The 22074-nt window shown below is 46.4% G+C and carries 25 protein-coding genes and 1 tRNA gene; 17 read left to right on the plus strand and 9 right to left on the minus strand.

The genetic code is table 11. The features are described 5' to 3' along the window. Positions 1-24: 24 nt before the first annotated feature. Complete coding sequence (locus tag AOC07_RS08455; RefSeq protein ID WP_215357523.1) at positions 25-2007, minus strand: monovalent cation:proton antiporter family protein; 1983 nt, start codon at positions 2005-2007, stop codon at positions 25-27. Between the two features lie 11 nt (positions 2008-2018). Here AOC07_RS08455 and AOC07_RS08460 point away from each other — a divergent pair, with 11 nt between their 5' ends. The 9 genes from AOC07_RS08460 (at position 2019) to rapZ (ending at position 8463) form a co-directional block, all read left to right on the plus strand. Then, the gene (locus AOC07_RS08460) at positions 2019-3011 is read left to right on the plus strand and encodes an SIS domain-containing protein (RefSeq protein ID WP_215293203.1); all 993 of its coding nucleotides are present in this window, start codon (positions 2019-2021) and stop codon (positions 3009-3011) included. A 22-nt stretch (positions 3012-3033) separates the two neighbouring features. Continuing rightward, the gene (locus tag AOC07_RS08465; protein ID WP_215357524.1) at positions 3034-3606 is read left to right on the plus strand and encodes an HAD family hydrolase; all 573 of its coding nucleotides are present in this window, start codon (positions 3034-3036) and stop codon (positions 3604-3606) included. A gap of 3 nt (positions 3607-3609) precedes the next feature. Continuing rightward, positions 3610-4251: an LPS export ABC transporter periplasmic protein LptC gene (gene lptC, locus AOC07_RS08470; protein ID WP_215357525.1), complete on the plus strand. Its 642-nt coding sequence runs from the start codon at positions 3610-3612 to the stop codon at positions 4249-4251. After that, positions 4252-4821, plus strand: coding sequence for a lipopolysaccharide transport periplasmic protein LptA (gene lptA / locus AOC07_RS08475; RefSeq protein WP_215293209.1), 570 nt, complete (start codon positions 4252-4254; stop codon positions 4819-4821). Then, positions 4818-5585: an LPS export ABC transporter ATP-binding protein gene (gene lptB / locus AOC07_RS08480; protein WP_215293211.1), complete on the plus strand. Its 768-nt coding sequence runs from the start codon at positions 4818-4820 to the stop codon at positions 5583-5585. The genes lptA and lptB overlap by 4 nt, the downstream gene beginning before the upstream one ends. Positions 5586-5768: 183 nt before the next feature. Continuing rightward, entirely contained in the window at positions 5769-6092 is a 324-nt protein-coding gene (hpf, locus tag AOC07_RS08485; RefSeq protein ID WP_215293213.1) for a ribosome hibernation-promoting factor, HPF/YfiA family, read from the plus strand. A gap of 32 nt (positions 6093-6124) precedes the next feature. Then, positions 6125-6586, plus strand: coding sequence for a PTS sugar transporter subunit IIA (locus AOC07_RS08490; protein ID WP_215293215.1), 462 nt, complete (start codon positions 6125-6127; stop codon positions 6584-6586). 8 nt (positions 6587-6594) lie between these two features. After that, positions 6595-7569: an HPr(Ser) kinase/phosphatase gene (gene hprK, locus AOC07_RS08495; RefSeq protein ID WP_215294367.1), complete on the plus strand. Its 975-nt coding sequence runs from the start codon at positions 6595-6597 to the stop codon at positions 7567-7569. 3 nt (positions 7570-7572) lie between these two features. Beyond that, positions 7573-8463: an RNase adapter RapZ gene (rapZ, locus tag AOC07_RS08500; protein ID WP_215357527.1), complete on the plus strand. Its 891-nt coding sequence runs from the start codon at positions 7573-7575 to the stop codon at positions 8461-8463. Here rapZ and mutY read toward each other — a convergent pair. Then, on the minus strand, positions 8408-9553 hold the full coding sequence (mutY, locus tag AOC07_RS08505) for an A/G-specific adenine glycosylase (protein ID WP_215357529.1): 1146 nt from the start codon (positions 9551-9553) through the stop codon (positions 8408-8410). The two genes, rapZ and mutY, sit on opposite strands and share 56 nt — an antisense overlap. Next, on the minus strand, positions 9538-10374 hold the full coding sequence (mutM, locus tag AOC07_RS08510) for a bifunctional DNA-formamidopyrimidine glycosylase/DNA-(apurinic or apyrimidinic site) lyase (RefSeq protein ID WP_215357530.1): 837 nt from the start codon (positions 10372-10374) through the stop codon (positions 9538-9540). Before mutM ends, mutY begins: the two co-directional genes overlap by 16 nt. A gap of 35 nt (positions 10375-10409) precedes the next feature. Here mutM and AOC07_RS08515 point away from each other — a divergent pair, with 35 nt between their 5' ends. The 6 genes from AOC07_RS08515 (at position 10410) to pth (ending at position 15357) form a co-directional block, all read left to right on the plus strand. Next, on the plus strand, positions 10410-11897 hold the full coding sequence (locus AOC07_RS08515) for a lipoprotein insertase outer membrane protein LolB (protein WP_215357531.1): 1488 nt from the start codon (positions 10410-10412) through the stop codon (positions 11895-11897). Further along, positions 11890-12765, plus strand: coding sequence for a 4-(cytidine 5'-diphospho)-2-C-methyl-D-erythritol kinase (gene ispE / locus AOC07_RS08520; RefSeq protein WP_215357532.1), 876 nt, complete (start codon positions 11890-11892; stop codon positions 12763-12765). Before AOC07_RS08515 ends, ispE begins: the two co-directional genes overlap by 8 nt. A 5-nt stretch (positions 12766-12770) precedes the next feature. Then, positions 12771-12847, plus strand: a tRNA-Gln gene (locus tag AOC07_RS08525). A 54-nt stretch (positions 12848-12901) separates the two neighbouring features. Next, complete coding sequence (locus AOC07_RS08530) at positions 12902-13870, plus strand: ribose-phosphate pyrophosphokinase (RefSeq protein WP_215293227.1); 969 nt, start codon at positions 12902-12904, stop codon at positions 13868-13870. Between the two features lie 147 nt (positions 13871-14017). Further along, positions 14018-14668: a 50S ribosomal protein L25/general stress protein Ctc gene (locus AOC07_RS08535; RefSeq protein WP_215357533.1), complete on the plus strand. Its 651-nt coding sequence runs from the start codon at positions 14018-14020 to the stop codon at positions 14666-14668. A gap of 98 nt (positions 14669-14766) precedes the next feature. After that, positions 14767-15357, plus strand: a complete 591-nt coding sequence (gene pth, locus AOC07_RS08540) for an aminoacyl-tRNA hydrolase (protein ID WP_215357534.1) — start codon at positions 14767-14769, stop codon at positions 15355-15357. Here pth and AOC07_RS08545 read toward each other — a convergent pair. The 5 genes from AOC07_RS08545 to AOC07_RS08565 are packed head-to-tail and all read right to left on the minus strand — an operon-like array spanning position 15354 to position 19484. Further along, positions 15354-15620, minus strand: coding sequence for a YfhL family 4Fe-4S dicluster ferredoxin (locus tag AOC07_RS08545; protein ID WP_215293233.1), 267 nt, complete (start codon positions 15618-15620; stop codon positions 15354-15356). The genes pth and AOC07_RS08545 overlap by 4 nt on opposite strands. Before the next feature lie 15 nt (positions 15621-15635). Continuing rightward, entirely contained in the window at positions 15636-16133 is a 498-nt protein-coding gene (coaD, locus tag AOC07_RS08550) for a pantetheine-phosphate adenylyltransferase (RefSeq protein WP_215293235.1), read from the minus strand. A 36-nt stretch (positions 16134-16169) separates the two neighbouring features. Beyond that, entirely contained in the window at positions 16170-16808 is a 639-nt protein-coding gene (rsmD, locus tag AOC07_RS08555) for a 16S rRNA (guanine(966)-N(2))-methyltransferase RsmD (RefSeq protein ID WP_251371670.1), read from the minus strand. Beyond that, entirely contained in the window at positions 16780-18117 is a 1338-nt protein-coding gene (locus AOC07_RS08560; RefSeq protein WP_215357535.1) for a pitrilysin family protein, read from the minus strand. The genes rsmD and AOC07_RS08560 overlap by 29 nt, the downstream gene beginning before the upstream one ends. Continuing rightward, the gene (locus AOC07_RS08565; RefSeq protein WP_215357536.1) at positions 18117-19484 is read right to left on the minus strand and encodes a pitrilysin family protein; all 1368 of its coding nucleotides are present in this window, start codon (positions 19482-19484) and stop codon (positions 18117-18119) included. Before AOC07_RS08565 ends, AOC07_RS08560 begins: the two co-directional genes overlap by 1 nt. Positions 19485-19547: 63 nt before the next feature. Between AOC07_RS08565 and ftsY the strand changes: the two genes are divergently transcribed. Together ftsY and rpoH are read left to right on the plus strand one after the other, a co-directional pair. After that, positions 19548-20438 carry a signal recognition particle-docking protein FtsY gene (gene ftsY, locus AOC07_RS08570; protein ID WP_215293240.1) on the plus strand — a complete coding sequence of 297 codons (891 nt, stop codon included), beginning with the start codon at positions 19548-19550 and terminating at the stop codon, positions 20436-20438. A gap of 90 nt (positions 20439-20528) precedes the next feature. Then, positions 20529-21458, plus strand: coding sequence for an RNA polymerase sigma factor RpoH (gene rpoH / locus AOC07_RS08575; RefSeq protein ID WP_215293241.1), 930 nt, complete (start codon positions 20529-20531; stop codon positions 21456-21458). A 25-nt stretch (positions 21459-21483) separates the two neighbouring features. Here rpoH and AOC07_RS08580 read toward each other — a convergent pair whose 3' ends face one another. After that, positions 21484-22074 (minus strand): SCO family protein, encoded by a 591-nt coding sequence (locus AOC07_RS08580; RefSeq protein WP_215293243.1) that lies wholly within the window; start codon positions 22072-22074, stop codon positions 21484-21486.

Consider the following 22074-nt stretch of genomic DNA (forward strand, 5'->3'; position numbering starts at 1 on the left):
AGTAATAAACGCGATTGATTGATCTCAGAGTAACTTAGCCTCAGCTAAATCGGTTGCCTCTGAATTACCTGAGATCACCAAAATATCATTGGCTTCCAACTGCAAGTCAGGACTAGGATCTAACTTCACATAATCGGCATTTCGACCTTTGCGACGCACTGCCTGAACACTAACGCCTTCATTCTCAAGGTCGAGCTCGCCCAGGGTTTTGCCAACTGCCTGTGAGTGCGGCAACAAAGTAATTGAATGTAAACGCCAAGACTCATTGGACCCAAAGTCATTATCAGCCGAACCGCGGAAGTAACCCCTCAATAGGCTGTAACGCTCTTCACGAGCAGTAGTAATGCGTCGAACCACCTTGCGCATCGGAACGCCCATGATCAGCAAAACATGGGAGGCAATCATGAGACTACCCTCAATCAACTCAGGAATAACTTCAGTGGCACCAGCCGCTTGCAATTTAGCAATATCGGCATCATCTCTAGTGCGCACCAATACTGTCATTCCCGGGCGCAGATGCTCAACCTGTCGCAATACTCGCAAACTTGCTCCAGTATCGGCATAGGTAATAACTACCGCTTTTGCTCTAGATAAACCAGCGGCAATCAAATAATTTTCACGACTAGCATCGCCATAGACAACGTTGTCACCAGCGGCGGCCGCTTCTTTGACCCGATCAGGATCTAAATCCAAGGCAATGTAAGGAATTTTTTCTTGATCGAGCATGCGTGCCAAACTTTGGCCTGAGCGCCCAAATCCACAAATCACTACGTGGTTTTCATTACGTACACTCTTGGCTGCAACGCGCGTCAAAGCAAGTGATTGCAATAACCATTCATTACTAGAAAACCGCATGGCAATACGATCGCTGTATTCAATTAAGAAAGGTGCGCAGAACATCGATAACAGCATTGCTGCCAATACTGCTTGACTTAAGGTTGGATCAATTAAATCCAAGCCATCAATTTGAGTGAGTAAAACGAATCCAAATTCACCCGCTTGAGCCAGGCATAGGCCCGTTCGGATTGAGATGCCCGTGCTTGAGCCAAAGGCTTTAGAAAGCACTGCGATCAAGCCAAACTTAAACACCAGAGGGCCTATTAATAAGGCTAGAACCAACATCCACTGTTCGTAAATCACATTGAAATCCAGCAGCATGCCAATCGTAATAAAGAACAGTCCAAGCAACACATCGCGGAAGGGTTTAACGTCTTCTTCGACCTGGTGGCGATATGGTGTTTCTGAAATCAACATACCTGCCAAGAAAGCCCCTAAGGCCAAAGACAAACCAAAGTGCTCGGTTAGCCCTGCCATACCCAAGACAATCAATAGGAGATTGAGCATGAATAATTCTTGAGAGCGCAACTTGGCTACCAACCTGAACCAGCGACTCATCAGCGTTTGACCAATAAAGAAAATCAGGACTAATGCCACAGTAATCTTAATTGCTGCCGTTGTTAGAGCAACAAATAAGTCTGCCGAATTCTTGCCTAGTGATGGCAACAGAATCAACAAGAAGACCACTGCCAAATCCTGGAACAGCAAAATACCAACAACATTACGGCCGTGCTCGGTCTCTAATTCCGCGCGATCAGAAATAAGTTTGGTCACAATCGCGGTAGATGACATGGCCAAAGCTCCACCCAGGGCAATAGCTGCATACCAAGAGATAGGGTAAATCCAGTTCATCAGGAGGCTGGCTGGGACTGCCAAGAACATTGTCAAGGCCACCTGACTAGCTCCAAGGCCAAATACGATCTTACGCATCGCCCGCAGCTTATGCAGGTTAAATTCCAGGCCAATCGAGAACATCAAGAAAACTACCCCAAATTCAGCCAAATAATGGACTGTGGCCGAGTCACTCGCTAAGCCCAAGGCATTCGGACCAATCAGCACCCCAATGGCTAAATAGCCCAAAATAGGGGGTAAGCCAAAATAGCGGAAAATAACCACTCCGGCCACACCAGAGGCCAAGAGAATGAGAGTTAACTGAAGGACTGACGGCATATACTTACTCGATGATAGCTAAGACTCGTGAACGAACCCTAAAGCTTGCGCGCGACACCCTCACGATTGAGGCTGCTGCACTGCAAACCATGCGCGACCGCCTTGAAGGGGCTAATGCTGATGCACTAGTTCTTGCAGTTGAACTGCTTCATGGTTGCAAAGGCAGAATCGTTGTTTCTGGAATCGGCAAATCTGGGCATATCGCCCGCAAAATTGCTGCCACCTTTGCTTCCACTGGATCCCCTGCTTTTTTTGTCCACCCTGCCGAAGCAAGTCATGGTGACTTAGGGATGGTGACAAGGGATGATGTTTTTGTTGCCCTCTCAAACTCTGGTGAGACTGAGGAACTATTAACTATCGTTCCGATCGTTAAGCGCACAGGGGCAAAACTCATTGCCCTGACTGGAGCGCCGAGCTCATCCCTTGCAAAATTAGCAGACGCACATCTCGACACTAGTGTCGAGAAAGAAGCTTGCCCACTCAACCTTGCACCAACAACGAGCACCACTGCAGCTTTAGCAATGGGTGATGCACTGGCTGTGGCACTCTTAGATGCAAGAGGTTTTGAAGCGGAAGATTTCATTCGCTCACATCCAGGTGGCAGACTAGGTCGCAAACAACTGATGCACGTTAGCGAGGTGATGCGTAGCTTTGATGACACTCCTAAAATTTCTGTTGAAGCCTCGCTGCAAGATGCTTTGCTAGAGATGACCGCTAAACGGATGGGGATGGTAGTCGCCCTAGATAAAGACAAAAAGGTATTCGGAATTTTGACTGATGGTGATCTGCGTCGCTTATTGGAGAAGAAAACCAATCTAGATGGCATTACCTTGAAAACTGCCACTACACCTGGTCCGCGTACTATTCCACCGGAGTTGCTTGCAGAAGAGGCTATTGAGATGATGGAAAAGCATCGCATTAACCACTTAGTGGTTACCGACAGCAATGGCCAACTATTAGGCGCGCTCAATCTCCATGACTTATTTGCAGCAAAAGTTATTTAGCCCCCAATCTAGTTGATTCTCTATGCCTAGCGCTTTTAATACCCATCAAACCAATCCTCTCACTCAATATCCGCAAGCGTGGGATCGTGCCAGCAAAGTTAAGCTATTGGTTTTAGATGTCGATGGCGTTTTAACCAACGGGCAAGTATGGATTGGGAGCGATGGCAAAGAGTCACTCAAAGCATTTGATATTCAGGATGGTCTGGGCATTAAATTGTTAGAGCAATGCGGGATACCAACAGCCATCATCACCGGCAGAAATACAAAGATGGTTTTAGCTCGCTGTGAAGAGCTAGGGATTAAACAGGTGCATATGGGCGTAGAAAATAAAGCCCTTGCCTTGGATCAGGTTGTTAAATCCCTGAATCTTTCTGCCTCAGACTGCGCTGTCATGGGCGATGATTGGCCAGACTTGCAGATGATGAAAAGTGCTGGATTGAGGATCTGTCCAGCGCAAGGTCATGAGGCGGTTAAAGAATTCGCACATTTTGTAACCAACAATAGTGGTGGTAATAGCGCTGTACGAGAAGTTTGTGACCTCATCCTAAAGTCACAAAACCGCTATGATGATCTGCTCAATAAAGCGCGTAACTAATCAATGCAATTGAATTCTCAACAGATCAAACTTGGCATTGGGCGCACTCTATTGCGACTGATGCCCTTGATTTTGATGAGCGCATTAACCCTAGCAACTTTTTGGTTGGTACGAAAAAATACGCCCCCTGAAAAGTCTGCGCTTGAACGCGCGAGACTGCACGAGCCCGATTACACCATTCATGATGGGGCTCTCTCTGCATTGAATGAACTTGGTAATACTAAGTATCGAATTTTGGGGAAACAAGTGACTCACTATGATGATGACGCCTCAATCGATATTTTGACTCCTCGTATGCGCCTCTTTCAGCTCGATAAGGCACCAGTAACAGTCAAATCTGATACCGGTCATCTTGATGGAGATCTCACAGTTCTGGATCTTATCGATAACGCCACCATCTTTCGACCTGCGCAGGCGGCTACAGTGACGGAACCAGCCACCCTTCGTATGTTGGCATCTTCAAGCTATTTTAAGGTGCTTATTAATGATGACATTATCGAAACCGATAGGCCTATTACGCTTGAGCAAGGTATGTCTGTGATGCATTCCACTGAAGGCGGCGTTTTTAATAATGTCGAACAAAGCATGACACTCTCCGGTCAAGTGAAGGGGCGCATTGAGCGAGCACCGCGAGGGAATCAGTAAATGATCGCTAGAGGCAGCACTTCGCTCAACTCAATTGCTTTTATTTTGGTGCTTGGCTTAGGGCTTGCTGGATTTGTCCATGCAGAAAAAGCGGATCAAGATAAACCTATTATTCTTGAGGCGGAAAAAGTTTCCGTAAATGACGTCAAACAAATCTATGATCTCAATGGTCAAGTGCTGCTGATCAAAGGCAGCATTCTTGTAACCGGTGAAGAGGGTCATATTCAAGTTGACCCCGAAGGCTATGAGTTTGTTGACGTTAAAGGAGCGCCAGATGACACGGCCAGTTTCAGACAGCGTCGCGAAGGTTCCGCAGATGAATTTATGCAGGGCCTTGCCCATCAGGTTACTTACAACGCTAAAACCGAATTTCTGACACTAACAGGAGACGCTAGCCTCAAGCGCCTACTGAATATGCAAATGCTAGACCAATTACGCGGCTGGAAAATTGAGTACGATGATGTAAAGCAGTACTATCGGGTGACGCCTCCAGCAGATGCAAAGCCGGATGATTTGCCTTTAGCTAGAGCAATCCTTTCACCAAGACGAAAAGCTACATTAGAGAAATGACAACGGATTCAGCTCAAACCAATAGCCCAGCAACCCTAAGTGCTCACAAGCTACAAAAGCGATATGGCTCCAGAACAGTAGTTCGTGATGTTTCCATAGAAGTGAAATGTGGCGAAGTCGTCGGTTTGCTCGGGCCCAATGGTGCAGGTAAAACAACTTCGTTTTACATGATTGTTGGCTTGGTTCCCCTTGATGGTGGCAATATTATTTTGGATGGTGCTGACATCACGCATTTACCCATTCATGAGCGAGCTCGCATGGGTTTGTCTTATCTCCCCCAAGAAGCTTCGGTTTTCAGAAAACTCAATGTTGCTGAAAATATTCAAGCCGTCCTCGAACTGCAAGCACAGGGTGGCAAACCGCTAACTAAAGCTGAAATTGCGAGCCGTCTAGATGAACTCTTAGGTGAACTACAAATTAGCCACCTGCGAAACAACCCAGCCCTCTCCCTTTCTGGGGGAGAACGTCGCAGGGTTGAGATTGCCAGAGCCTTAGCATCTCAGCCCAAGTTCATCTTGCTAGACGAGCCATTTGCTGGTGTTGACCCGATTGCCGTTGGGGAAATTCAGCGCATCGTACGATTCTTGAGAGACCGCCAGATCGGCGTACTCATTACCGACCATAACGTTCGGGAAACTCTAGGCATTTGCGACCACGCCTACATCATCAGCGAAGGTAGCGTCTTGGCTGAAGGCAAGCCAGATGAAATTATCCGAAACGATGCCGTCCGCAGGGTCTATCTAGGCGAAAACTTCCGGATGTAATCTAGGCGGCCTTCTGGGCTGTTTAACTAATAAAAATGCTTTTCCCTCTTGGTTTTCAGTAAATTCGCTGATACGCTGGAGGTTCATGAAGTTTCTTTCCCAAAATACCACTCAAACGATTTCAGGGGCTTGCGGCGCACCCTAGGCTTGAGCATGCGCACGCGTTTATAAGAGGAGATGCTGATGAATCTGAAAATTAATAGCCGCCATCTGGAAGTAACCCCAGCAATGCGATCACACCTTGAGGCTGGGATGGCCAAAATTCGTAAGCACTTTGACCATGTAATCGATGCCTCTGCTTTTCTTGTGGTTGATAACGCCAAAGAGAAAGAACTGCGTCAGAGTGCCGAAATTACTATTCATCTCAAGGGCAAAGAATTATTTGCCGAAGCTCATAACGCCGACCTCTACCACGCCATGGATGCCGTGGTAGATAAGCTAGAGCGCCAAGTTGTAAAACACAAAGAAAAGATCCAAGATCATCATCACGAAAAACGATTTGAGTAATCCCTATCGTCAGGACACCTATAATCAATTCAATGAATGCCCTGACCAATCTTTTTACTCCTGACTGCATTGCATTAGGCAACCCCGCTACAAGCAGGGCTGATGCATTTGCAGCAGCCGGAGATCTGTTCTCTCAAAAAGTAGGAATTGATGCTGCCTCTGTGGTGGCTTTCCTGAATGCACGTGAGGATTTAGGATCCACTGCACTTGGTGCTGGGGTTGCAATCCCCCATGGACGAGTTAAGGGCTTAAAACAACCAAGCGCTGCCTTCATGAGGCTAACAAATCCAATTGAATTTGCCGCTCCTGATGGCGAACCAGTAGCGATTCTGATTTTTTTATTGGTTCCTGAAAAGGCAACTCAACAGCATTTAGAAATTTTGTCCTCCATCGCACAACTATTGTCTGATGCGGATACCCGTCAATTCCTATCTTCTACAGATGACCCACTAAAAGTGTGCGAGCTTTTACAACAATGGGGTACAGCAAAATGATTCAACCTTTGCTCCTTGAGGGAGTAACTGCGCAGCAGATTTTTGATGACAACGTTTCAGATCTCAAGCTTTCCTGGATTGGCGGACTAGAAGGCGCAGATCGCACTTTCCCAGCTGAGGCAGTCAAGGCAGCTGCAGCTAGCTCAGACTTAGTGGGTCACTTAAATCTGATTCACCCAAGTCGTATCCAAATTTTTGGTGAGCAAGAAGTGGACTACCATGCTGCGCTAGAAGCCCAACAAAGACAAGAGCAGATCGCCAACTTAATCTCCAGGACACCGCCATGTGTGATTGTGGCCGACGGCAAGACTGCAGATGCAGATCTTCAACTCTTTTGTCAACGCTCTTCCACTCCCTTATTTACAACGCAAATCTCTGCGGCAGAGGTGATTGACCATCTTCGTACCTACCTAACCAAAATTGGTGCACCTCAAATCACGATGCATGGCGTTTTCATGGACATCCTGGGTTTAGGTGTCTTACTGACCGGCGATTCGGGTTTAGGTAAAAGTGAATTGGGTCTGGAGCTGATTTCTCGGGGACATGGTTTAGTGGCTGATGATGCTGTTGACTTTGCCCGTCTTGGTCCAGACTACATTGAAGGTCGTTGCCCTGTCATCCTGCGAAACTTGCTTGAGGTTCGCGGCTTAGGCCTGCTAGATATTCGTACCATCTTTGGTGAAACCGCAGTGCGTCGCAAACTTAAATTACGCCTCATTGTTCAGTTGGTTCGAAGAACGGATGGAGAGTTTGAAAGATTGCCCCTGGAAGCCCAACATATTAATGTCTTGGGTATTCCAATTCGGACTGTAAAAATTCAGGTGGCTGCAGGACGAAATTTGGCGGTATTAGTTGAAGCTGCTGTACGCAATACGATTTTGCAATTACGTGGCATTGATACCCTGAAAGAATTTATTGAGCGTCAACGCATGCAAATGAATGCCGAAGCAGACTCAGTGAAGTCACAAGGGCGATTGCTCTAAGCTATGCAAATTAATCTGATTACCGGGATCTCTGGCTCGGGTAAATCAGTTGCCCTCAGGGCTTTTGAGGACGCTGGTTATGACTGCGTAGACAATCTCCCAGTCTCCCTCCTTGAGAGTCTCATCACCACCCTCGAAAAAGAGAATAGCGAACGAGTAGCAGTTGCAATTGATGCGCGTCGCGGCCAAACTATCGCTGACTTACCTTCAATTCTAGAGAATTTGCGTCGGAATCATCAAGTAAGAATCGTTTTCTTAAACGCTGATACCAATACATTAGTACAGCGCTTTTCAGAAACCCGTAGACGCCACCCCTTATCAACTAATATTCAGCAATCACAGTCAGCAACCCTGATTGAGGCGATTGATAGAGAGCGCAACTTACTTGAGCCCCTGCGCGCCCAGGCCCATAGTATCGATACAAGCAATTTACCTGCACACGCTCTGCGCTCGTGGATCCAAGATTTCCTCAAAGAGAAACCCTTTGGACTTTCCGTAATTTTTGAATCCTTTGGCTTCAAAAAAGGTGTTCCCAGCGAAGCCGATCTAGTCTTTGATGTGCGCTGTTTGCCCAATCCGCACTACGATAAAGTCTTGCGACCGCTCACCGGCAAAGACAAGCCTGTACAAGAATTTTTAGAAAAGATTCCCGAAGTAGTTAGCATGGAAAGCGACATTATTCAATTCATTGATAAATGGTTACCCCACTATATTGCAGATGGTCGTAGCTATTTAACGGTAGCTATTGGTTGCACTGGCGGTCAACATCGCTCAGTCTACCTAGTCAATCGTATAAGCGAACACTTCCGTGCACAAAAAGATTTGACTGCTCTACAGATTAATTTTTTAGATCGCCATCGCGAGCTGGACTCAATCCCAACAGCAAAACTTTAACTGGTTGCGGCAAGCCATATCGCCCTAATTGGCTAAGAGATACCCACTTCAAATTAGAGTTAGAAAATTCCACGGTATTTGAAGAGCTCAATTCCCATATCTGCATCCATAAACGACGATGGGTAAAGATATGTTTAATTTGATTACCTTGCTTCAATCCCTTGAAAGATTTAAGCAAACCAGAAATATTTTCTTCTAGTAATGCGATAGAAAGCAGCGCTTTGAGCCCTTGAGCGGACTTATGAGCCCTCTCAGTCCTTGGTCTCCAGGGCGACTCAGGCAAAGACCATAGTCCGCCCCAAATCGCCTTACTAGGTCGCTTTTGTAGGAGAACAAAATTTCCCGCTCTCACCAATAGCATGTCGCAGTCAAACTCTGGTGACTTTGCCTTCAGTGTCTTTTGCGGCAAAGCAAGAACCTGATCACTCAAGTTCGCCTGACAATCTTTTGCAAATGGGCATTTTTTCTCGATACCTATGCATACTGGCTTACGCGCAGTGCACCAAGTAGCACCAAAATCCATTAAGGCCTGCGTATAGACCGGCATGTTTTCTGATTGACTCGGCAATAAGTCGGTTGCTAATTGCCATAGACGGTCATTTACCGCTTTATCCTGTATCGCACCTTCAACCGCAAACAAACGTGCAAAAATTCTTTTGACATTGGCATCCAATATTGCTGCGCGCTCTCGGAAAGCAAAAGCAGCAATGGCGCCCGCTGTTGATCGACCAATACCCTTTAAGCGCTCAAGCAAGATTGGGTCGCTTGGAAACTTGCCAGAAAATTCCTGCATCACCTGTTTTGCACATACATGCAAGTTTCGAGCACGAGAGTAGTAGCCTAGGCCCGCCCATTCAGCCAACACCTCATCGATATCAGCTGCAGCTAATTTCTTGACCGTTGGAAAGCGTTTCATAAAACGAGGATATCGCTCTAGTACTGTCGCAACTTGGGTTTGTTGTAGCATGATTTCGGAAACCCAAACTGCGTAAGGGTCCTGATTCCCCTGCCAAGGCAATCCTGAACGGCCGCTGACACCATGCCAAGTAATAAGCTTTTTTGAAAAAGTATTGATTAGCGTTTTTGACATTGGGGACAGAAATAGGTGGAGCGTTGCCCCTGAACAATTTGCGCGATCGGCGTTTTGCAAACCTTACAGGGCAGGTCTTTGCGGTCATAGACTTTGGTTTGCACCATGAAGTGGCCTGGATCACCTTCGCTATTTACAAAATCTTTCAAACTGCTTCCGCCAGCGGCTATGGCTTTTTTAAGAATCAGTCTTACGGCATTTGCCAAACGAGTACATTGTGGTTTGCTCAGCTTACCTGCTTCCTTCGCAGGATGAATTCCCGCCTCAAACAAACTTTCAGAACAGTAAATATTGCCAACACCAACGACAGCTTGTCCTGCCAATAGAAATTGCTTAACAGCAACGGTACGTTTGCGCGATGTCCTATAAAGAATATCTGCCCCCAGCTCGCCCGAGAACTCATCTGAAAAAGGCTCAACGCCTAATTTTTGCAAAAGCGCATTTTTCTCCAGCGGGCCTTTTGTGTTGGCATGCCATAGCACGGCGCCAAATTTTCGAGGGTCATGCAATCGCAGACTCAAATCACCAAACTCAAAGGTAACTCGATCATGCGTCTTTAAGGTATCGGAGCTCGGCAAGACCCGCAAAGTCCCAGTCATGCCCAAATGAATGAGTAAGTGGCCCGTCTCCATTTCGAGAAGCAGGTATTTTCCACGCCTCTTGATCGACTGAACCTTTTGACCAGTCAAAATCTTAGGCAAATTGCTAGGGACAGGCCAGCGTAAGCGCCCATCCAGCACTTTGACGGCGCTGATCTTCCGCCCCTCAAGGTGGGGGGCAATTCCTAATCTGGTGACTTCTACTTCTGGAAGTTCTGGCATAAATGGATTGTAGATTCGCAGATTAGAATGTGCTTATGAGCAAATTTACACGCAAGCCCTATTTGCTGGGCTTATTCCTTTTGGCCCTATCTAGCGGAGCAGTCTTTTCAAGTCAAGCCCAGGCGCAAGCAAGTGGTTTGCAGAGCGGAGAGGGCGTATTTGAGGTACTTGCTTCAGAAATTGCACTTCAACGAGGTGAGGCTGGACTGGCTTACAACACCTATCTGGAAATGGCTCGCCAATACAAAGATCCTCGTCTGGCTCAAAGGGCGATGGAAATCGCCATCGGCGGCGGCTCACCTGAGTTAGCGCTGCAGGCCGCAAAAACTTGGGATGAATTATCACCATCTTCTGAAACAAAACCCAAAGAAGTGCTGATCACCCTCCTTGTTTTAAATAACCAATGGTCTCATGCTGTTAAACCAGCCATCACTTTGCTACGACAACAAACTCCTGCACAACAAGAAAACACCTTATTACAACTGCAAGCACTGCTGGCTAAAGCTAAAGATGAAAACGAAGCCTTGCGCGCCTTCTACGAAATTGCATCAACCGTCAAGGTCTCGCCAAAAGATCCTGGCCTACTTTACTCCTACGCCATGTCTGCAGAAAAAGTGGGGCGCAATGATGTCATGGAAAAAACCTTGCGTGATATTTTGCGCAAGCATCCAAACGATGCGAATACTTTAAACGCGCTCGGCTATTCATTAGCTGATCGCAATATCAAACTTCCTGAAGCATTGGCGCTCATCAGCAAAGCACATCAACTATCCCCAAAAGATAGCTTCATCTTAGACAGCTTAGGCTGGGTCAACTTTAGACTCGGTAAAAATACGCTGGCATTAGAGCAACTACAGCAAGCTTTTACAATGAAACCTGAGGCCGATATTGCAGCCCATGCTGGAGAGGTCCTGTGGGCCATGAACCGCCGTACTGAGGCTGAAGATATATGGCGCCAAGGTCAAAAGCTAGATGCCAACAACCCGACCCTTAAGGAAACTTTAAAGCGTTTAAAACCAGACTGGTCGACCCCGGAACAAGCTCCTCAGGGCTCATGGGATGGGCGTTTCGCAGTCAAAGTAATCGGCATCACTGAATCGCAAAATCAAGGCGGCTCGGGTGGCTTTACCTTAACTCAAGATGCACTTAAAGATATTTTAGAAATTCGCAATCCTGTTGGTGGCTCGATCGCAAAAATTACAATCACTCCTGGCGAAGCAACCTTAGAGCGCGATGGTCAAGTAGTTACTGCAATTGATGCAGATACCTTAGTTCAAAACACGCTAGGACTGCCACTGCCTGCAAGGGGTCTATCAAATTGGCTCAGCGGAGAAGTAAGGCCAGGTAGCGAGGCCAGCGTTGAAAGAAACCCTAAAGGCCAAGTGAGCAAAATTAGTCAAGATGGTTGGGAGTTGATTTACACCTGGGGCAACAACAAGCGCCTAGATAAGCTCACAATGACCCGCAGCTCCAACATTGGGTCGATTGATATTCGATTGGTATTCGATCACCCGAATGAGTAACAACATTTTGGTGCTTCGCTCACCAGCAAAGCTGAATCTTTTTCTCCACCTCGTTGGACGCCGAGCTGATGGCTATCACTTACTTCAATCTGTTTTTCAGCTGATTGATTGGTGCGACACCATCTCTCTCAAAGCAATTCCAGAGAATGAAGTTCGTCGTATCAATCCAATACCCGAGGTGCCGCCAGAACAAGATTTAGTTGTTCGTGCAGCCAAATTATTAAAAGAGTTTTGTAGCTTCCCTGGCGGGGTTGAAATCGATCTTCAGAAAGAAATTCCGATGGGTGCAGGGTTGGGTGGCGGGTCCTCTGATGCAGCAACTACTTTGATTGGGCTAAATACCCTTTGGAAGCTTCAACTCGATAGAGCAACTTTAGCCAAGCTAGGCCTCCAGCTTGGCGCCGATGTGCCCTTTTTTATCTATGGTCAAAATGCTTTTGTAGAAGGGGTTGGCGAAAAAATCCAAGGGCTTGAGCTAGAAAATCGAGATTTTTTGGTGATTTTTCCCCAGCAGAGCATCGCCACAGCAAGCATTTTTCAAGACCCACATTTGACCAGAAACCATGCTCAGATTACAATTGATGGCTTTCTTGCGTCGCCATGGTCGGAATTATCAAACGATTGTCAGACAGTAGCGGTGCGGATTTGTCCTGAAGTGAAGCAAGCTTTGGATTGGATTAGCCAGGCAGTAGCGGGATCAGAGCCCCGCATGTCCGGTTCTGGAAGTAGCGTTTTTGCCGTCTTAGACCCTAAGACCGATACCGCAAAACTAGATAATCTTTTGCAAAATCTTCCAAAAGGATGGGTAGGTCGGATTGTTCGGGGCTTAAATAAGAATCCCGCTTACAATTTGGTTTCTTCAGATTGACCTGTAGGGGAATCGCCAAGCTGGTTAAGGCACTGGATTTTGATTCCAGCATGCGAAGGTTCGAATCCTTCTTCCCCTGCCAAATACTGTAGAAATGATAAAGATAACCTTTTGACCCGACTAAGCCCTTAATCCTATGACTGCCTCTACTCACTCAGATTTACTGACCCTATTCACAGGCAACGCAAATCCTGTTTTGGCTGAGGCTGTCGCCAAAGAACTTCATCTCCCAATGGGAAAAGCTTTTGTAGGCCGCTTTTCTGATGGCGAGATCCAAGTAGAAATTCAAGAGAACGTGCGCGGTAAAAATGTTGTTGTCATTCAATCAACGTGTGCGCCAACCAACGACAGCTTGATGGAGCTGATGATCATGATTGATGCGCTCAAGCGTGCGTCAGCTGGTCGCATCACTGCAGTCATTCCTTATTTTGGTTATGCCCGCCAAGACCGTCGCCCACGTTCTGCACGTGTGGCAATCTCAGCGCGCATCGTGGCCAATATGCTCCAATCGGTTGCCGGTATTGAGCGTGTTCTAACCATGGATCTACATGCTGACCAAATTCAGGGTTTCTTTGACATCCCGGTAGACAATATATATGCCTCACCTGTTCTCTTGGCGGACCTCGAGGCACAGAAGACCCAAAAAGACCTCATCATCGTCTCACCAGATATTGGCGGTGTTGTGCGTGCTCGCGCAATGGCCAAGCAACTCGGTACTGATTTAGCCATTATTGATAAGCGCCGCCCTAAGGCAAATGTTTCTGAAGTAATGCATTTGATTGGTGAAGTTGAAGGTCGTCATTGCGTCATCATGGATGACATCATCGATACCGGCGGAACTCTTTGTAAAGCTGCCGAAGCACTTAAAGAGCGTGGCGCTAAGGGTGTTACCGCCTACTGTACCCATGCGGTTTTATCTGGCGGCGCAGTAGCCCGTATCGCCGCCTCTGAATTAGATGAATTGGTAGTTACCGATACCATCCCACTGACCCCTGAAGCCACCAAAGTGGCCAAAATACGCCAATTAAGCGTAGCCCCCATTCTGGCGGAAACCCTTTCTCGCATCAGCAAGGGCGACTCGGTCATGTCGATGTTTGCCGAATAAGCCAAAAAGTATCGCTTTACCCCATTTTTTGGCAGTTATTAAGCGTTTTTTGATCATCTGTAGGCAAAAACCCCCTATCCCAAGATATAATCGAAGGCTTTTCTGTTTGGTCGCGAACGGAAATTAACCTTAACTAGGGAATTTAATATGAAAGTAGTTGCCTTTGAAAGAAGCGTACAGGGAACGGGTGCGAGCCGCCGTCTGCGCAATTCCGGGAAAACTCCGGGAATCGTTTACGGTGGTAAAGATCCAGTGGCTGTTATTGAGTTAGACCATAACGCACTGTTTCATGCTCTCCGCAAGGAAGCATTTCACTCATCCATTCTAGATTTGGAAATCGGCGGGGCAGCACAAAAGGTGTTGTTACGTGATTACCAAATGCATCCATTCAAGCCATTGGTATTGCACATCGACTTCCAACGCGTATCAGCTAGTGAAAAAGTTCATATGCGCGTTCCATTGCACTTCACTAATGCTGACACCTCAGCTGCCGTGAAATTGCAAGGTGCCGTTGTTAGTCATATTCTCAATGACCTCGAAATTTCTTGCTTACCAGCAGACTTACCAGAGTTCATCGAAGTTGACTTGAGCAAAATCGAAGTAGGTCATTCAATTCACGCTAAAGATCTGACTTTGCCAAAAGGGGTTAGCTTGGTGTTGCATGTTGAACAAGAAAACCCAGTACTTGCAAACGCACGTATTCCAGCCGTTAAATCTACTGAGACTGAAGAGGCTGCTCCTGCTGCCGCAGCTCCTGCTGCCGCTCCTGCATCTGACGCTGGTAAAGATAAGGCTTAATTCACTTAAGCTGCATTCTTTGCATCAAGAAGGCCCGCGCAAGCGGGCTTTCTTTTTTCCTTTTTGTAGAAAAGCTTCTTAGACCTTAAACTCCCACCATGACTAAATTAATTGTTGGCCTTGGCAACCCTGGTGACGAACACGAAGAAGATCGGCATAACGCTGGCTTCTGGTTTGTTGATGCCCTGGCAAAACAATTCAATATCCGCTTTGAGCCTGAAAAACGTTTTCATGGAAAAGTAGCAAAAGCAAAATGGGAGGCTGAAGATCTTTTTCTACTGAAGCCAAGCACTTATATGAATCTCAGCGGTCAAGCAGTGGGTGCACTGTGCCGCTTTCATAAGATCAGCCCTGCAGATATTTTGGTTGTACAAGACGAGCTCGATTTAAAGCCTGGAACTGCACGCATTAAATTAGGTGGTGGTACTGGTGGCCATAATGGACTAAAAGATATTCAAGCCCACCTCAGTACGCCAGACTACTGGCGTCTTCGCCTAGGCATTGGCCATCCTCGAGATACAGCTGGCGATGGCCGCGCAATGGATGTCGCAGATTATGTATTGCGCAGACCACAAGCAGCAGAACAAAAACTGATTGATGCCAGCATTGAAAATAGCCTTCAAATCTTGCCGCTATTTATGAAAGGCGATACTCAAACTGCCATGCTGGAACTGCACTCCAAAGGCTAAGTGGCGTTTGCTTTTTTACTTGCAGTCAGTAGCTTGAATTTCGCCATTAACTGCTCTTGAGACTCTGTGTGTTGTGGATTAAAAGGAATGCAGTCTACTGGGCAGACCTGACGACACTGAGGTGCATCGTAATGGCCAACACATTCTGTGCATTTATCAGGATTGATCTCGTAAATCTCAAGCCCCATATAAATTGCATCGTTGGGGCACTCAGGCTCACACACATCACAGTTGATGCACTCATCCGTAATCATTAAGGCCATATATGCTTACTGGGCTTACTTTTTAATCTGGCTATTGCGTGCCATTTTTTCAACCAACCACTTTTCAACAGATGGGAAAACAAATTTGCTAACATCACCACCCATAGATGCAATTTCACGCACAAAAGTACCCGAGATAAACTGGTACTGATCAGAGGGCGTTAAGAAGAGAGTTTCAACATCGGGCAAGAGATAGCGATTCATGCCGGCCATCTGAAATTCATATTCAAAATCAGAAACCGCACGCAAGCCTCGAACAATCACACGAGCATTGTGCTCACGAGCAAAATCTTTTAACAGGCCATCAAATCCAACCACCCTCACATTGGAATAATGACTAAGCACTTCCGTGGCAATATCGAGGCGCTCTTCTAATGAAAAGAAAGGGTGCTTGCTACGACTTGAGGCAACACCGACAATCAACGTATCAAAGATACTGGATGCGCGACGCACCAAATCCTCGTGCCCACGAGTAAAGGGATCAAATGTTCCTGGGTATACAGCGACAGTCATAATGCTCCTAAGGCTTTATCAGCTACAGGCAAGAGTTTAGCCTCTTCCACCCCGAAATAGACAGGCTTTTACCTGATCCGCCTCTAAGTATTTTCCACAATGCCAGTCTGGTAATAGGGCCTCTATCTCCTCTATGGGACGATTGGAGGGAAATTCGACATAAATGCCACCCCCACGAGCATCATCACAAATCCGGCCTGCCTCCATCACAGTCCGATCCAATAAGCTCGAATCTTGAAAAGGGGGGTCGATAAAAATCAAATTACAGGAGCGATCGGCCTGTTGCTTTAAAAACTCCAAACTATCCCTTTGCAGAATTTCTACTTTACCGGTCACTGGAGATGATTGCAGCGCAGAAAAATTACTCATGAGGCTTGCATGGGCTTTTTTATCTTTTTCTAACAGCACTACTACATCAGCACCCCGGGAAGCCGCCTCAAAACCCAATGCACCAGTACCAGCAAATAAATCTAAGCAAGACAAATCTGTTAAATCCTGACCAAGCCAATTAAATAGGGTTTCTCGAATCCGATCCGTGGTCGGGCGCAAACCAGGCAAATCCAAAACAGTTAGTAAACGACTTCTCCACACGCCACCAATGATGCGCACTTTCTTGGGCGGCTCTGTCCTTAAAGCTTTTGCAGACTTATTTATTTTGCGCTCCCAAGACCACAATCCTCATGCGATCCATCGCTAGATATTTTTGGAAAGCAGCAGTCACTTGCTCCAAAGTAACTGCTTCCACTTGCTTGGTCCAAATCTCCATCGTGTCGAGCGGTAAATTATTCCAGGCAATTGATGAAACGTTATCCAATAATTTACGATTATTATCAATTCGCAATGGATAGCCATTTACCAAGTTAGATTTAGCTGCAATGAGCTCGGAGGGAGTTGGTCCATCAGCAATAAATCTGGCAATGGTTGAATTCATTACCTCAAGTGCTGTCGTAGCCTGATCACCCTTAGTCTGGAGGCCGGCCTGAAAAATACCAGTGTCTTTGCCAGGGGCAAAATAACTAAAGACACTGTAAGCAAGCCCGCGTTTCTCGCGCACCTCAGTCATCAAGCGAGACACAAAACCACCACCGCCTAATACGTAATTACCGACCAAAAGAGGAAAGTAATCTGGGTTGCTGCGAGTGACTGCTGTCATTCCCATCGCAATATGTGCTTGCTGTGAATCAAAGGGAATCTGAATCTCACGCTGTGCTAAGGGCTCTACTGGGGAACGCTGCAACTCTGGCAACTTGGCAATTGGAGCTCCAGATTGTGGAATCTTTTGCAATAGAGTCTGCATGATTTCATTTGCCTGCACTCGATCGACATCACCCACAATACTTACAATCATGCGATCACTACGGTAAAACTGTTTATGAAACTGCATTAAATCATTAGCACTTACCGCAGCAATTGTTTTAACCGTTGGCGTGTTCCCAAGTGGGTAATCACCATATACCGACTTCGTAAAACGCCGCTCTAAGACAAACTCTGGCTTGGTTTCTGCTTCGAGCAAACTGGTAATCGTCCTTTGCTTTTCTCGCTGAAGAATTTTTACATCGTAAGTAGGGGAACTCAACATTGCCGCGGCTAATTTCACCGCCCGCTCTCGTAAATCCTTTCTACTTAAGCTACGTATACGTAAGATCGCACGCTCGCCACTAACTGATAAACCAATATTGGCACCCAAATCAGCAATCTCATCGGCAATCTGAGCTTCACTCAACAAACCTTGATCGCCCTTTACTCCATAATTCATCAGACCCGCCACCATATCTGCCAAGCCACTCTTGCCAACCGGGTCATAGCGATCGCCAGCATCGGTACTGATCTCAATATCGACCATCGGTAGCGTCTTAGTTTGAACTAAAAACCCTTTAGCACCCTTAAAGCTATCAAGCTTTTCAATCGGTAAAATTGCGTGGGCCACACCAAAGCAGCCAAATGCCAAGAAGAAAACTGCAATGCTTTTTTTGAGGGAATTCATTATCTATCCCCCTTGCTAACTTCAGATTTACGGGTTTGAGGATCGAGTACGGCAATCGTTAGGCCTTCATCCACTAAATATTTTTTAGCAACCGCCTGTACCTGCTCTGGAGTAATCGATTGCATCTTCTCTAATATGTAATCAATATCTCGCCAAGAAAATCCTGCCATCTCGGTGGTACCAATTTCCATTGCCTGACCAAAAATAGAGTCCCGCTTATAAATTTGATCGGAAAGAATTCTTACTTTGATACGTTTAAGTTCCGACTCTAAAATTCCTTTTTGCTTTAACTCATCTAATGCTTTATGAATACTTGCTTGAGCCTGGGCAACAGTTCTTCCTTTTGCCATAGAGGCGCTAATGAGAAATAATTCCGGCCCCCGAGAAATCATGTCATAAGAAACCCCAACATCATTTATGACTTTTTCTTGCTTAACCAGTTTTCTATTGAGACGTGCATTGTCATAACCATCGAGCACAGCGGTTAGAAGTTCAAGAGCATAAGGCTCAGGATCATCAAGCTTACCGGGCTCCAGGCGTGGGACCTTCCAGGCCATAGATAATTGAGCGCTATCAGCTGGAGCTTTCACCTGTGATTGTTTAACCCCTTTTTGGGGCGGCTCAATTTGCGGCTTACGTACCGGCAAATCATGCGTAGCAATGGCACCGTAATACTTTTCAACTACTGCCAAAATTTGCCTAGGATCCACATCGCCGCTGATGACAACGGTTGCATTATTGGGGGCATACCAACTACGATACCAATCGCGTGCATCGGCAGCTTTCATGTTTTGTAGATCATTCATCCAGCCTATAACCGGATGACGATAAGGCGAACTCATATAGGCAGTTGCCATGAGGGATTCATTTAAGAGGCTGCTCGGATTATCTTCAGTACGCAGGCGGCGCTCTTCCATCACTACCTGAATTTCTTTTAAGAATTCTGCGTCGTCAAAGTTAAGATTAGACATGCGATCTGCTTCAAGCCTAATAACTTCATTTAGCTTGGATTTTTCAACTTGCTGAAAATACGCTGTGTAATCACGGGAAGTAAATGCATTCTCGCGCCCCCCAACAGCAGCCACTAATCGAGAGAATTCTCCGGCCTTCACTTGATGAGTTCCCTTGAACATCATATGTTCCAGTACGTGTGCAACTCCGGTGCGGCCGTTCACCTCATCCATCGAGCCTGCGCGATACCAAACCATATGGGCGACTGTAGGTGCCCGATGATCCTCGCGAATAATCAGCTTTAATCCATTATTGAGAGTGAATTCATGAGTATCCGCAGAATCACTACTGGCAGCCCAAGACATTTGGGTAAACAGTAAAATTAAAAAGGAAATTCGGAGTAAATTGCTACGCATCTGCTAAATCACCATATCCCAAGAATTAAATTGATAAGATGCAAGGTTTAAATTGTATCGATTATGTTCGGCTTACGTAAAACCCTCGGATCCCTTTTCAAGTCAAGCAAAACAGATGAAGCTTGGTTTGATACTTTGGAAGAATCACTAATTCAAAGTGATGTGGGCCTACCTACGACTGAGCAATTGATAGGTAAGCTTCGCAAAGCTGCTAAATCAGAAAAAGCTTCTAGTCCTGAAGAGCTACAAACGCTTCTCATTGAAGAAGTAAGCACCCTACTAAAAGCATTAGAGCCCTCCCCAAACCCTCTTTTTGAATCTATCAAAGCCAATATCCCGGAGATATGGCTAGTTGTGGGAGTCAATGGAGCTGGCAAGACCACCACTATTGGCAAACTTTGTAAGCTCTTTCAATCTCAAGGAAAATCTGTTCTCTTGGCTGCAGGAGATACATTTAGAGCTGCTGCCCGGAATCAATTACAAGAATGGGGTAGTCGCAATCAGGTAGACGTCATTACTCAGGAAGGCGGTGATGCCGCTGCAGTTGCTCATGACGCCATCCACTCAGCAATCTCTCGTAAAAACGATATCCTGATTATTGATACTGCTGGTCGCCTTGCCACTCAAGACCACCTCATGGAAGAACTCAAGAAGGTAAAGCGTGTGATCGGCAAAGCCCTTCCTGGCGCACCACACCATACCCTGCTAATACTGGATGGCAATACTGGTCAAAACGGCTTGAGTCAAGTAAAGGCCTTCCATGCGGCCCTTGGTCTTACTGGAATCATCGTTACGAAGCTAGATGGCACTGCTAAGGGTGGCGTTATCTGCGCCCTGGCACATACCCTCCAAGAAGGAGGAAAGCCAGCCATATTGGCCCTAGGCAAGGGCGAGGGAATTGATGATTTAGCGCCATTCACAGCTAAGCGATATTCATCTGAATTATTCAATTAAATCAGTGACTTATAGTTATTAAAAACCATTAGCACTCTCTTGACAGGAGTGCTAAAATAGAGCTTTATTAACACCACATCTTTTTAAAAAATGGTTCAAAAGAAATCTGACAAACCGAATATGCAAAGGCTGCCTGTAGCGCAGGCTGCAGCGGCGTCTGCATTTCCGATGCTGCCATCCCTTGGGGTTGGCACTCTTGATTCTTATATTGCGTACGTGAATCGCGTACCCATGCTGAGCGCTGCAGAAGAGCTGCATCTTGCGCAGGAATTTCGCCGCACTGAAAATGTCGATGCCGCTAAGACATTAGTGCTTTCGCATTTACGCCTCGTTGTTTCTGTTGCTCGTCAATATCTCGGTTATGGCATTCCGCATGCCGACTTGATTCAAGAAGGCAATATTGGTTTGATGAAAGCCGTTAAGCGTTACGACCCAAATAATGGTGCACGCTTAGTGTCATACGCAATTCATTGGATTAAGGCAGAGATTCATGAGTACATTCTCAAGAACTGGCGCTTAGTTAAAATGGCAACGACTAAAGCACAACGCAAGTTGTTCTTCAACTTACGTAGTAATAAACCAACTTTGAGCGCGCTTACTCCGGGCGAAGTAGAAGCTTTAGCTAAAGCACTTGATGTTAAAGGTTCAGACGTTAAAGAAATGGAAATGCGTCTTGCCGGCGGAGATGTTGCTCTGGAAGGCGATGACACTGATGAAGATGCGGCCTATGCCCCGATTCAATGGCTTGCCGATAATAGCCAAGAGCCTACGGAGCGAATTGCCAGCAATGAGACTGACGCACTACAAGGCCCCAAGCTAGATCAAGCCTTGATGGCTCTAGATGAGCGCAGTCGTAATATTGTGCAGTCACGTTGGTTAGCAATGGATGCAGATGGTAACGGCACGAAGACATTGCATGACCTCGCCGCTGAATACGGCATCTCAGCAGAGCGTGTTCGTCAAATTGAGACGGCAGCCCTCAAAAAGATGCGCGGCATGTTGCAAGCTGAAGCAGCCTAAGCTTCTTCAGCCATACCAAACACAATTATTTTAAAAGCTCTTTCAAGTCATGCGCCAAGGTCTCAGGGCCTTGAGCATGCTTGATGTAGAGACGCAAGCGCCCCTCTGGGTCAAATGCATAGCTGCCGGCCGTATGATCTATTGTGTAGGAGCCCGGACTAATTCCCGGAACCTTCTTGTAATAAATCTTGAAGTCCTTGGCGACTTTTTCTAAAGCAGCCTCATCGGCTGGACGTAAACCCAAGAAACGAGAATCAAAAGCTGGCACATACTGCTTCAAAATGGCAGCGGTATCTCGCTCAGGATCAACGGTCACAAAAAGCACTTGCACTTTATCCGATTGAGACCCCAATAGGGTCATGACTTGCTGCATTTCAGTGAGGGTGGTTGGGCAAACATCTGGGCACTGTGTATAGCCAAAGAACATCACCACGACCTTGCCCTTAAAGTCTGCGAGCGTTCTTTCTCTACCATCTGGATCTACCAAACTAAAGTCCTTACCAAAGGCAGTGCTACCAGTAATATCGATGTTTTTAAACTCTGGCTTTGGGCTGCAAGCGGTTAATGCAATTAGAAAAGCAGCAAAACAGCAGTTACGCAAAAAAGTAATATTCAT

Origin of the sequence: Polynucleobacter sp. UB-Raua-W9, from assembly GCF_018687435.1 — a bacterium.
Classification (GTDB): Bacteria; Pseudomonadota; Gammaproteobacteria; order Burkholderiales; family Burkholderiaceae; genus Polynucleobacter.